The sequence below is a fragment of the Shewanella sp. GutCb genome (genome assembly GCF_002836135.1).
Classification (GTDB): Bacteria; Pseudomonadota; Gammaproteobacteria; order Enterobacterales; family Shewanellaceae; genus Shewanella.
Genome location: NZ_PJBL01000003.1, coordinates 16,230 through 28,963 on the forward strand (window position 1 = coordinate 16,230; position 12,734 = coordinate 28,963).

11 protein-coding genes are annotated in these 12,734 nt (G+C 42.9%); 5 read left to right on the plus strand and 6 right to left on the minus strand.

The window, feature by feature from the left end; translation table 11 throughout:
- Window positions 1-325: 325 nt before the first annotated feature.
- The 4 genes from CXF86_RS03325 to CXF86_RS03340 all read right to left on the minus strand — a co-directional run bounded on the left by CXF86_RS03325 (window position 326) and on the right by CXF86_RS03340 (window position 3,762).
- Entirely contained in the window at window positions 326-1,495 is a 1,170-nt protein-coding gene (locus CXF86_RS03325) for a tetratricopeptide repeat protein (RefSeq protein WP_257985273.1), read from the minus strand.
- 130 nt (window positions 1,496-1,625) lie between these two features.
- Window positions 1,626-1,949 (minus strand): hypothetical protein, encoded by a 324-nt coding sequence (locus tag CXF86_RS03330; protein WP_102038335.1) that lies wholly within the window; start codon window positions 1,947-1,949, stop codon window positions 1,626-1,628.
- A 208-nt stretch (window positions 1,950-2,157) separates the two neighbouring features.
- Window positions 2,158-3,408 carry an ammonium transporter gene (locus tag CXF86_RS03335; protein WP_101091449.1) on the minus strand — a complete coding sequence of 417 codons (1,251 nt, stop codon included), beginning with the start codon at window positions 3,406-3,408 and terminating at the stop codon, window positions 2,158-2,160.
- Window positions 3,409-3,423: 15 nt separating this feature from the next.
- Window positions 3,424-3,762: a P-II family nitrogen regulator gene (locus CXF86_RS03340; RefSeq protein WP_101091448.1), complete on the minus strand. Its 339-nt coding sequence runs from the start codon at window positions 3,760-3,762 to the stop codon at window positions 3,424-3,426.
- Between the two features lie 260 nt (window positions 3,763-4,022).
- Here CXF86_RS03340 and CXF86_RS03345 point away from each other — a divergent pair, with 260 nt between their 5' ends.
- A complete protein-coding gene (locus CXF86_RS03345) occupies window positions 4,023-4,565 on the plus strand; it encodes an isochorismatase family protein (RefSeq protein WP_101091447.1) in 543 nt (180 codons plus the stop codon).
- Between the two features lie 93 nt (window positions 4,566-4,658).
- Here the strand turns inward: CXF86_RS03345 and nrfA are convergent, their stop codons facing one another.
- A complete protein-coding gene (gene nrfA / locus CXF86_RS03350) occupies window positions 4,659-6,062 on the minus strand; it encodes an ammonia-forming nitrite reductase cytochrome c552 subunit (RefSeq protein ID WP_102038336.1) in 1,404 nt (467 codons plus the stop codon).
- 244 nt (window positions 6,063-6,306) lie between these two features.
- Here nrfA and narQ point away from each other — a divergent pair, with 244 nt between their 5' ends.
- Both narQ and CXF86_RS03360 read left to right on the plus strand, forming a co-directional pair.
- The gene (gene narQ / locus CXF86_RS03355) at window positions 6,307-8,010 is read left to right on the plus strand and encodes a nitrate/nitrite two-component system sensor histidine kinase NarQ (RefSeq protein ID WP_102038337.1); all 1,704 of its coding nucleotides are present in this window, start codon (window positions 6,307-6,309) and stop codon (window positions 8,008-8,010) included.
- Window positions 8,011-8,096: 86 nt separating this feature from the next.
- On the plus strand, window positions 8,097-8,726 hold the full coding sequence (locus tag CXF86_RS03360) for a response regulator (protein ID WP_101091444.1): 630 nt from the start codon (window positions 8,097-8,099) through the stop codon (window positions 8,724-8,726).
- Window positions 8,727-8,803: 77 nt separating this feature from the next.
- Here CXF86_RS03360 and CXF86_RS03365 read toward each other — a convergent pair whose 3' ends face one another.
- Window positions 8,804-9,181: a YacL family protein gene (locus CXF86_RS03365; RefSeq protein WP_101091443.1), complete on the minus strand. Its 378-nt coding sequence runs from the start codon at window positions 9,179-9,181 to the stop codon at window positions 8,804-8,806.
- 350 nt (window positions 9,182-9,531) lie between these two features.
- Between CXF86_RS03365 and CXF86_RS03370 the strand changes: the two genes are divergently transcribed.
- Window positions 9,532-10,992, plus strand: a complete 1,461-nt coding sequence (locus CXF86_RS03370; protein ID WP_102038338.1) for a sigma-54 interaction domain-containing protein — start codon at window positions 9,532-9,534, stop codon at window positions 10,990-10,992.
- 168 nt (window positions 10,993-11,160) lie between these two features.
- Window positions 11,161-12,579, plus strand: coding sequence for a cytochrome c oxidase accessory protein CcoG (gene ccoG / locus CXF86_RS03375; RefSeq protein WP_102038339.1), 1,419 nt, complete (start codon window positions 11,161-11,163; stop codon window positions 12,577-12,579).
- Window positions 12,580-12,734: the final 155 nt, after the last annotated feature.

A 12,734-nucleotide genomic window follows, 5' to 3' on the forward strand; every position in this document is an offset into this window, starting at 1 on the left:
AGTTAGTAAAAATAACAATAAATAAATTTAACTACTTGTTTTAGATTGGTTTACTAAAAATAATCCGCACTAACTTCAGGCGCACAATCAGTATTTAACACTTAGTAAACATTATATAACTTATTCCTATTCGCAATAATGCATTCAAGGGCAGCACCACAACGCTAGACGCAGAGCAACTCCATGGTCTGTAGGATGATGACATCGCTTAAAGCGCTAAGATTGACAAAAGTAAGCAAAAATCCGATATGGTTGCGGCTGATAGCAGTTTGCATAGATAAATTTATAGCAATACCATTATGTGCATGCATACAGCTGGCTCAGTTTAGTCGTGACCTTGAATAGCATGCAGCTTTGATTGGTAGCGGCGCTTATTATTACTGTCATTGGTCAAGGCCAACGCTTTTTTCATGTTAGCTTCTGCTCTACGCTCGTCCCCCGTAGCCCAATAGGTTCTTGACAGTCCGAAGTAGAATTCATGGCGATAATCCGCTTTATCAATCGCACGTTGATACCAGTTCAATGCCGCTTGATACTCTTTATCAAAATACGCTTGTTGCGCCATACCATAGTAATAATACGGGTTACGAATACGAGCAAGTTCCAAGACTTTGTGCACTCCCGCCCATTCATCAAGCCTATCTTGCTCGGCTAAAATAATCGCGTAGTTATACAACGCATTCATATCGTCAGGGTTGATGTTCAACGCCAACTTATACAATGCTTCAGCTTCCGCATTTAATCCTCTATATCGATACAAAACAGCCAAGGTGTTGATAGCAGGTAAAAACTGATTATCCTGCTGTAAGCTTAATTTAAGCAAGCCGTAAGCTTTGTCATACTCCCCTTGCACCAGCGCTTCGGCAGCCACATTATTATAAAACATTGAAGCGACCATAGATTGGCTCACTCTACGTTTATCGTAGCCTTGCATAGCACGTTCGGGTAAAAAATCTATCTGGATAGCACCTGCAGAAACATTCAGTACATTGCCTCTTTCTTGCGGCAACAGTTTCAAATTAATGTGTCCATTCACTAGATAGAATCCCCCTTGCTTATCCCAAACGGGCGGGATATCAATCTCCTGATATTCGACTCTAATATCCAGTTCCTGGGCTATCGCCGCGGTTAATAACACCAAAGATAAACAGTTGCCCTCTCGATCGCCAAATGTATCGCTTGCTGAACGAGTCAGATTATCAGCATAACGAAAGCCGCCATCTTGGGCATTGATATAATTAGCTAACCACTGGTGGCGCATGACATTGCTCGATTTTGACAATCTCGCCCTATTGAGGTCATTGCGTACACTGGTTATATCACTAACAGATAAGGCAAATAGGCTTTCTACAGCAGGAAGATCGTTCACTCGCGTAAAATGCTCATCATGATAATAGCTTTCAAGCGCATATTGATGGCTTGACTCATGGGTCGAACTGCAACCTTGCAGTAAAATGAGCAGGGAGAACAATAGTGCTAAAGAAATGAATTTCATAACGCTCTCAACGCAAAAAATCATACCTTTAAGCATAGTTGGAAAAACGAGTCCGTTCGGCAAAAAACGTTACAAAGCGTAAATCAAAAGTACGACTCATTCAGTAAAGCAATCAACTGCCCTAGCAAGCTTAGGGGGTAACCGCCTGCGGCGGTTCTATTTCAATGTAGAGCTGTTTATTTTGATATTCATAAGGCCTGTAGAACTGGCCACTACAAGTGAAATGGCGATAAGGAATAGCAACAGGCAAGCAGCCCATAGGCAGTGCTTGTAAGATTTTTATTTGCTGTTGAAACCTGAGCGCTTCTTGCCACTCATGGTCAGCCAACACTTGATCGCGCACTGCAAACGCATCAAATGGCTCGCTAGATTTACGCACTACAACCTGTCCAGCAACCGCGGGTAAACTGGTGGTAAATAGTAGCAATAGACTAATGTTGAACACTTTATTCATCCGATAACGACCCAATAATAGTAGAAGCCAGTATTAGCTCATCGTATACCGTTAACCAGCCCAATTCCATTAAGTCTCAGACATTAATCCCAAACCATTATTAGCAGAACATTAGCCGCAGATCATGAAATAGCTTAGAGGTGTTAATGCTTCTCTCAAATAAAAAAGCAGGGCATAAGCCCTGCTTGTTAGCAATATCGTCACTGCATTAGTTAGCACTTTTCACTGAGACAAATTCAGGATACGCATCAATGCCGCAATCTGATGCATCCATGCCGTTATATTCTTCCTCTTCTGTCACGCGGATCCCCATCGTCACTTTGAGTCCAAACCAAACAACTGAAGAGGCCGCAAATACCCAACCAAATATCACTGCAGCACCATAAAGTTGAGTGCCAAAAGACGCATCGGCATTAGACACTGGCACCAATATTAACCCGAGGAGTCCGGCCACACCATGGACAGAGATTGCCCCAACGGGATCATCAATTTTGATTCGGTCAAATGCAACAATCGAGAATATAACCACGCCGCCAGCCACAAGACCAATCACACCTGCCATCGCTAAAGAAGGTGATAAAGGGTCAGCGGTAATCGCCACAAGCCCTGCTAATGCCCCATTTAAGATCATAGTTAAATCGGCTTTACCCCAAACCAATCGACATACAATCAAAGCAGAAAGCGCACCAAACGCCGCAGCAGAGTTGGTATTAACAAATATTTTGGCCACCGCGCTAGCATTTTCAACATCCGAGACTAAAAGCTGTGAACCACCGTTAAAACCAAACCAACCCATCCACAAGATGAACATACCCAATGTCGCCATCGGTAAGTTAGAACCCGGGATCGGGTTTACTTGTCCGTTAGCGCCATATTTTCCCTTTCTTGCACCTAACAATAGCACCCCAGAAACTGCCGCTGCAGCACCGGCCATATGTACAATACCGCTGCCCGCAAAGTCAACAAAGCCAGCTTCAGATAAGAATCCACCACCCCAGGTCCAGTAACCCTCAACAGGGTATATCACCGCCGTCATAAACACTGAAAATGCCAAAAATGCCCATAACTTCATCCGTTCAGCAACGGCACCAGACACAATCGACATTGCCGTTGCAACGAACACCACTTGGAAAAAGAAGTCGGACTCAAGCGCATGATCTGCTCCATCAGCTTGTGATCCAATCAATGACCCCAGCGAGGGTAACCAACCACCTTCAGCATTATCAACGTACATAATGTTGTAACCAACGATTAGATACATGACACAGGCTATTGAATACAAGCAGACGTTTTTAGTTAAAATTTCAGTGGTATTTTTTGAACGAACGAGGCCTGCTTCTAACATCGCAAATCCGGCGGCCATCCACATCACTAGCGCACCAGAGATAAGAAAATAAAACGTATCAAGGGCAAAGCGAAGCTCAGTGACCGTTAATCCTAGTTTGGTTAATTCATCCATTTGTCCAATCCCCCTTTAAAGTGCTTCGTTGTCGAGTTCACCAGTTCGTATTCTGGTTGCTTGTTCTAGGTTGGTAACAAATATCTTGCCATCACCAATTTTACCTGTACGCGCAGCACTCGTTATCGCCTCAACTAGCATCTCCACGTTTTCAGCTTTAGTCGCAATTTCAAGCTTCACCTTAGGTAAGAAATCAACCTGATACTCAGCACCTCGATAAAGTTCGGTATGGCCTTTTTGACGACCAAAGCCTTTTACTTCAGTCACCGTCATCCCCTCAATGCCTACATTGGCGATAGCTTCTCTTACATCATCTAACTTAAATGGCTTAATAATGGCACTGACCAATTTCATGGCGATCTCCTTGAAGACTATTTTTAATTCTAACAAAGACTCTTCAAGCATTAGGCCAACAAATCAAACGCCATAAAAACAAGGAGATAGAACAAACCAGGCATTGAAAAATGAATATAAACGCACCAAAAAAGTGCAGTTATTCAATAACTGCACGCTCATAAGGCAAAGATGTCGCAGCTTAGACTTATCGCCTATTGGTTAAAAGCGACTTTTGAGGTGTACTAGTAACCTTTGCAACAAGTACTAGGAACATTAAAATGTTGAAGCCAGAAGATTGCGTATTAGTCATTGTTGACGTGCAAGGGCAACTCGCACGAGTCATGCATCAAAGTGAAGAGTTACACCATAAATTAGCGCTATTAATTAAAGGCATTCAGTTATTCGACATTCCGATCCTATGGCTCGAGCAACTACCCGATAAATTGGGTGCCACTAGTGATGTATTAGCCACAGAGCTAATCAAAACCACGGAGCCAATTGCAAAACAACATTTTAGCGGCTGGCAATGTCCAAAGTTCAGGGCGAAATTGTCAGCAATGGGGCAAAAAAATATCCTTGTCGCAGGCATAGAAACCCATGTTTGCGTGTACCAAACCTGCATGGACCTATTAGATAATGCTTACCCGACTTACCTCGTTGTAGATGCAATGTCTTCGCGAGATCCTGTTAATAAAAAACTCGGAATAGAGATGATGCAAGCCCATGGTGCATTACAAACCAATGTAGAGTCATTGCTGTTTGAACTGCAACATGAAGCGATAGGGGAAAGGTTTAAGGCCTTACTGGCACTGATTAAGTAGACCGACATTAAGGTCAAACGAGTTAATTTAGAGCAAAAAAAAGCCCTCATCAACGAGGGCTTTTCTATATAGAGCTAGGTAGAAACAATAGACTTACTTGTAAGTTGCTTCGCGCTTTTCAGCTTCAGCTTCCCACTGTGGTACTAAAGTTTTCTTGAATTCAGCTTTATCAGCATTCATCTTCTTCATATCCATACCTAGAGCAGCTTGTGCTTTAGCTTTGGTTGAAGTGTCAGGGTAAACAATTGGTTGCTTAACACCTTTAACAGCAAGTAGTTGAGCTAGCTTGATACGAGCATCAGCCGCTTTGTCTACCGCAGTACCTAGTACACGAAGTGCTTCATCAGCTGCGTGAGCAGCAACACCGTGTGATGCAGTTGCATAGTCCCAGCGCCACTGTGAATGACGGATATCCATAAGGATAGGCTTCATTTCAGTTTCAGTTGCACCCGCATCCCAAGCAGCTTTTGCTTCGAAGTGAGCTTTCACTAGCTGAGCTTCAGCACGTGCTTTAAGATCAGCAACTTTATGCTTACGATCTTCAGTTAAGTTAACCATGAACTCTTTGCTTTGCTCGTGACAACTACCACAAGTTTCTTCAAAGCGATCGAATGGGTTACCTACTTTATGGTCAGTAAACTTACGACCTTTTTCGCTTTTCACTTTAGGCATGTGACAGTCAGTACAACTTACGTTGTTCTTACCGTGAACACCTAGCTGCCAAGTTTCATAACCTGGGTGCTGTGCTTTAAGCATTGGAGTCTTAGAAACAGCGTGAGTCCAGTCAGAGAACTCGATGTTGTCATAGTAGACTTCCATCTGTTCAACTGTTGTACCGTTATCCCAAGGGAATTTAACAAAGCCTTTCTTATCTTTGGTCTTCTCGAAGTAGTACTCAACGTGACACTGACCACAAACCATTGATTGCTTGTCTTTCTTAGACGCTTTATCAAATGGTGTGCCCAATGTTTCCATTGCGCGTTCAGCAAATGGACGAGACATACGTAACTTAGAAGAACCTTTTACGTGACAATCAGCACAGCCAAGAGCGTTAACAATTTCTGGACCGCCTTTAGACCATTTACCCGCAAAATATCCGTCTTCACCTTGCTCTTCGATCATGCGAGGTACATCTGGGCTCTTACAAGACCAACATGCCATTGGCATTGGACCGTCTTCAGCAGACTTAGGGGCACCGGTACGTAAGGTGTTTCTTAAGTCAGTGATTACATACATGTGACCACGTGGAGCGTTATAATCTTTAGCAAAACCATAACCAGCCCAAAGCACAACTAAACTTGGAACCTGCTCAAGCATATCAACAACTTCTTTACTTTCTGAAGTTTCATGCCAAGTTTCATATTGATTCTTGAACTTATCTTTGTACACTTCGTTACGTGGTTCAGTTTTGTCACTTGCGAATGCGCTACCAGCAATTAAACTTGCAGCAACCATTGCACTCAGTGCAAAAGCCTTTTTAGTTAATGTTCTCACCATCTCATCTCCATTTTACTTTATAATATTTATAGTATAGTCCCACCTATTCCAAGGTGAATTTAGCCTCTTGCACCTAACAAAAACATACCCCATTAGGGGTATCCTCCTTAAAACTTGCGTTAGATCAACTTGTAAACGTGTTGTTGCTCACACTTTGTGTTTTTAGTAACATATTGCAGTATGCAATAATTAATAAATGCTATTAATAAAATAGTTCATAACCCCAATAAATGAGAACTCTTGAATGAAAAAAGGCAGACTTACATCAGCGATATGGGGATTCATGTTAACGCTGATATTACTGTCCAGCGGACTGGCTATTTTTGCCATCGTTAACTTGTCCTATAGCTTAGGAGATGCCAGAGCGATTAATGCCTCCGGATCGCTGAGAATGCAAAGTTATCGACTTATGTTTTATGCCAATTCTGGCAGTGAATCGGCGGCAGAAAAAATTGAAGAATTTGAAAACACCCTCAATTCTCAAGCGCTTAAGGCAACGCTCGCTTGGTATACTCCACAAGACATGAAGGATAAGTACCTCACCGTCATCGATAAGTGGCAAATAATGCGTTATTACATTGAATCTGAGAACTCACGCCTGTATGCCGCTGCACTAAAAGACTTTGTCGATACCATTGATCTTTTCGTATTAGAAACTGAGCAACATGCCGCCTTTAAACTTAAGCTGCTGGCGATTAGTCAGATAGTCGGTTTGGGCATAATGCTGTTGATTGCCTTCGTCACGGTAAGGATTGCCAAACGTAAGGTTGTTAAACCATTGCAACAATTGATGCAGGCTGCCGATACAATTTCACAAGGCGACTTTAATGTAGTAATGCCTAAAACAGAGTATATCGAATTGAGTGCATTAAGCAGCGCTCTCGATAGTACAATAAAAAAACTGGCCAGCGTCTATCAAGGGTTAGAATCTCAAGTACAAGAAAAGACGCTTGCATTAACGCGTGCCAATAATGAGCTGAAATTACTCTATGACAATGTCGTCATGCTGCACTCGAGTAAATTAGACATCAATACGCTGACCGATGCCATTAACCAGCTGCAAACCCATGAACCTAACATCAGCCTAAGATTGGTTGTAGTGGAAGATGAGCAAGTCCAATACATCATCGATGCTCATGGTGAGTGGCCGCATGACGTTAAGAATTCACAGAAATTTGCATTACAGTTTGAGCAAAATAACCTAGGTTATTTAGAAGTCATTTCTGAGCGACCTTATACAACAGCGCTGTATAGTAACTTTGCCATCATGCTGGCACGCTCAATGGTGATCCACAATGCAGGTGAGCAACGACAGCAACTCGCACTCATGGAAGAGCGAGGGGTTATCGCGCGCGAATTACATGACTCCTTGGGCCAATTACTGTCATTTTTAAAAATCCAAGTTAATTTGCTCTCCAAAGAGTTAGACAAAACATCGAAAAGTCCGCGAGCAGCAGAGCAGTTACAAGAAATAAATGAAGGCGTCAATACCGCCTATGCGCAGCTCAGAGAGTTGCTATCCACCTTTAGGCTGACAATTAAAGATCCCAACTTAGGACACGCTATAGAAGCAATGGTTGAGCAATTACGCAGTCAAAGTGATGCTAACATCACACTCGATTATAAACTGCCAGTACAGCTGCTCGGTGCCCAGCAACATATTCATATTTTACAGCTCACTCGCGAAGCCACACTCAACGCGATTAAGCATGCTAGCGCCCAGCATATTCATATCAGCTGCCAAAAAATATCTGATACCAAAGTGATTATTAGTATTAGTGATGATGGGCTCGGAATAGAAAAACTCAAAGAAAGAGATCAACATTTTGGTTTAGGGATCATGCATGAGCGCGCAAGTCGCCTATCAGGTGTGGTAGAATTTAGCCAAAATGAGGAAGGTGGTGCCACAGTGACGTTAACCTTCCCACCTCAACAAGAACCAGTGTGATTTTTTGCTATATAAAACAGCTATTAAAGCAAAAATGACATCTTTAACTTTTGAATTGCGAGTTAACCTCAGTAGGAGGCCATTAAATGGGTAAGCCTTATTCAGTGCTAGTTATCGACGATCACCCGCTATTGCGTCGCGGGATCTGTCAGCTTATTACCTCAGACTCCGATTTCACTCTCTTTGGTGAAGCGGGAAGTGGGCTAGACGCACTTTCTGCCGTCGCTGAAAATGAGCCCGATATAGTGTTACTTGATCTCAATATGAAAGGGATGACAGGCCTCGATACACTCAATGCTTTGCGACAAGAGGGCGTCACCTCCCGTATTGTTATTTTGACCGTTTCGGATGCTAAACAAGATGTGATTAGACTGGTTAGAGCGGGCGCAGATGGTTATCTACTTAAAGATACCGAGCCAGATCTGCTGCTTGAGATGCTAAAGAATGCCATGTTAGGACATCGTATTATTAGCGAGAATGTTAAAGACTACTTATCTGAGCTAAATACCTCAGTTAATGAGCAAGACTGGATTGAAAACCTAACACCAAGGGAGCTAGAGATATTAAAGCACCTTGCTGAAGGACAAAGTAACCGCGTGGTCGCAGAGCAGTTACATATAAGCGAAGGCACCGTTAAAGTACATGTAAAAAATCTACTTCGCAAAGCCAATGCTAAGTCACGTACAGAGATGGCTGTTAGATACCTAAACCAATAACTGATATCGCTTATACTGGATAGTTAAACAGCAAAAAGGCAGCCTAGGCTGCCTTTTTTAATATGCTCTATAGCCAACTAGTATTCATCCAAAAACTTACGCCAGTTGACCAATACCGCATAGAAATCCTCTAAACCACAAAATGCTTCAGACTCTCCATTATAGAATGACATTGATTCATCCATCTCAGCATCCTCCTCCTCGCCCTCTTCGATATTATTGGCAAACACTCTGACCTGTTCACAATCAAACTCTATCGACAGTGCCTTACCAATTAAGCGCCAATCACTTAGCTGGCCAGTTTGTAGCTTTTCAAGCTGCTGACAGATCTCGACATGCTTCTCAGGATTGTCACCAAGCTCTTCCGACAACCAAAAACCCATCGCTTCATGATCCATACTGAACCGCGCAAATGCTGTACCGGTCATTGTATTGCGTAAAAAATCGTATTCCATAATCAGGCTCAAAATTCAGTAAGACTTCAACTAACCTCATTTTAACTTAATAAACGTCTACTTGCCCTATTCTGTTCATATACTGCAGCTTGGATGGATAACAGACTAACGATTCAAATATTCACCATTCAACCCGGAGTGGATTAAACATAAAAAAGTCGAGTCATCAGGGCCATAAAACCGCTAGACCCATGTTCAAAACAAACAACAGCCATGACTCATCTAGTTAAAAATATTGAACGATTATTCTGCATATTTGAAACCACTACCAAAGCACGTTATATCGTGACTCAGCGGTTTAACGTATACTTACGCTAGCTTTGTCACTTCATATCGCGACAGGAACCACCATGTCAGCTATCAATCTTAAACAAAAAACCGCTCATGCAGACTTTCTGCCAGAGAACCAATTGATACTAAACGCGGTCAGCGAAGGTATTTATGGATTTGATCTCGACGGCAATGCCGTGTTCATCAATCCAGCCGCTGAGAAAATGACGGGTTGGCAAACCCAGGAGTTGTTAGGCAAGAATATTCATGACTGCCATCACCATAGCCATAACGATGGTAGCCATTATCCTAAAGAGGACTGCCCCATCTACAACACGCTCAGAGATGGCACAGCAAGAGAGATAACCCATGAAGTGTTTTGGCGTAAAGATGGCTCTAGCTTTCCAGTCCATTACACCTCAACCCCGGTGTATAAAGATGGAGTGCTTATGGGAGTTGTCGCGATATTTCGTGATATCAGTATTCAAAAGCAAACGGAACAGTCACTCCGCCAAGCGCTAGAGCAAGTTCAAGCCCTGTCAGAGAAGCTATCATTCGAAAATCAATATTTGCAATTAGAGCTTGCAGACCGTACTGGAGATGTTGGCATATCAGGTGAAAGCCAACAAATTAATCAGTTGATTCAGCAGATTAAGCTTGTTGCCAATACAGAAAGCACGGTGTTAATTAGTGGCGAGAATGGCACAGGTAAAGAACTCGTCGCCCGCAACCTGCACCGCTTAAGTAACCGTGCAGATAAGCCATTAGTGAGTGTCAATTGCGCTGCATTTTCAACATCCTTACTTGAAAGTGAGTTGTTTGGCCATGAAAAAGGCGCATACACAGGTGCGACAAGTCGTCGAAAAGGCCGTTTCGAACTCGCAAATAATGGCACTCTATTTCTCGATGAAGTGGCTGAACTGAGTCTAGAAGCCCAGTCAAAACTGCTCAGGGTCATTCAAGAACAAGAGTTTGAACGCGTTGGCAGTAGCCAAACAATTAAAGTTGATATCAGACTGATTACCGCGACCCATCACGATCTGCTAAAGCGGGTCGAACAAGGTCTGTTTAGAATGGATCTCTATTATCGGCTTAATGTTTTTCCCATTGTAGTACCGCCATTGCGCAGCCGTTTGTCGGATATTCCTGAACTCGTAAGTCACCTTATTCAGGAGCTAAACCGTAAATTAGGTAAAAAAATAAGCAAGGTTAGCCAACGAGGTATGCAAAATTTAACCAAACATAGCTGGCCTGGTAATGTGCGTGAACTGCAGAATGTGCTTGAAAGAGAGATGATCTTATCAACGGGGCCAGTGCTCGAGTTTGGCCAACTAGCATCAGAGCCTCAAGCTAAAACATCTACTGCGGCAACCAACGCTAAACAGACATTAGCTGAAATAGAAAAAGCACATATTTTAAAAATATTAAAGCAGAGTCAATGGCGGATCTCAGGGCCAATCGGTGCTGCAGCAATACTGGGAATGCCCCCCAGCACCTTGCGCTCTCGTATGCTTAAACTCGCTATTGCTCGGCCAATATAGTAAGCGTTCATCAACGGCAAGACACGACATACAATAGATTCGCGATATATCGCGATCAAAGAGTGTAACCAAAAGAATAATGCCAAGCAAAAACAACAACTTAAAACATGGCCTAGAGCTTGCTATATAGGCACTGAGTGAACAATGTCAGTGCCTATAGAGAAGCCAATGTTAAATAAAAACAATAGCAAAGTAATAGAAAACACCCATAGCCAACGACCGAATAATCGCATTCCCATTAAGCAGGTCGACAGCCCGCCTAGCGGTAAGATCCATATTCGAGAGCAAAAAGGATATTTTCAACGCATTCGAACCGGGATGAATAGCTTATTGGTTGCGCTATTTTTTCTACTACCGTTTGTCTCTTATCAAGGTCGACAAGCCATTCTGTTTAATATTAGCGACCAACAATTCATTTTCTTTGGCACCACGCTTTGGCCTCAAGATTTCACTATTCTTGCTTGGGTGCTTATCGCAGCTGCATTTTTACTGTTTTTTGCCACTGTATTTTGGGGCCGAGTTTGGTGTGGATACCTGTGCCCACAAACCGCTTGGACATTCATGTTCGTATGGGTTGAAGAGCAAATTGAAGGCAGCCGCAACAAGCGTATTACCTTAGACAAAGCCCCCATGAGTTTAAACAAGATAGCCAAACGAACCAGCAAACATCTGGCGTGGGGCGCAATTGCCCTTCTCACGGGTTGTGGCTTTATCGCTTATTTTATTCCAGCCAGAGCGTTATATCTGGATATTCTCACTTTTGATGCCAGCTTTTGGATCAGCACCTGGGTCTGGTTCTTTGCCATCTGTACTTACCTTAATGCAGGTTGGATGCGTGAGCAGATGTGTTTACATTGCTGCCCTTATTCCCGCTTTCAGTCAGCGATGTTTGACGCCAATACCAAGACCGTTACCTATGATGCAACTCGTGGCGAAAGTCGTGGTCCTCGTAAACGCAAACAAGAAACCAGTTTAGGTGATTGCGTTGACTGCAACCTCTGTGTGGATGTTTGCCCCACGGGTATCGATATCCGTAACGGTTTGCAATATGAGTGTATTAACTGCGGCGCGTGCGTCGATGCTTGTAACCAGACCATGGCGCAGTTCGGCTACAAACCTGACTTAATTAGTTACAGCAGTGAGAATGCATTAGTCGACAAAGCCGTGCCTTTTTATGAATCTTACAAATTTCTTGGCTACGGTATTGCAGCCTTGATCATGCTCACCGTGATTGGGATTGATATCAGTAATCGTTCTGCCATTGAGCTAAACATCATTCGTGATAGACAAACGCTGTACCGTGAAACATTAACCGATGAAGTTGAAAATAGCTTCACGCTAAAAATCCGTAATAAAACCCAGCAGGCTCGTCACTATCAAATCTATGTGTCAGGTAACAGTAGCTATAAACTCGCAGGAAATACCCGTTTGTTAATTAATGCGGGTGAGCTGCTAGATTACCCGGTAACCGTCTTGGCAGATCTAAATGAACTTGAAAGCAGCCGCAGCGCAATAACCTTTACCGTGTCAGAGCAGCACAGTCACAACCAAGTAACGCAACAATCTAATTTCTTTAGCCCGCTATAACCATCATCAAGCAAGCTTGAGTTAACAGGTAAAGTAACCGCTGCTTTACCTGTTAATCTAGGGGGTTAATCTCGCTGGTAAAAAAGTAGAGTAAAAAATCTAATTGTTACAAGCTGATAGCCATTGCTCTGTTCTGCAGGCATGAAACAATTTAT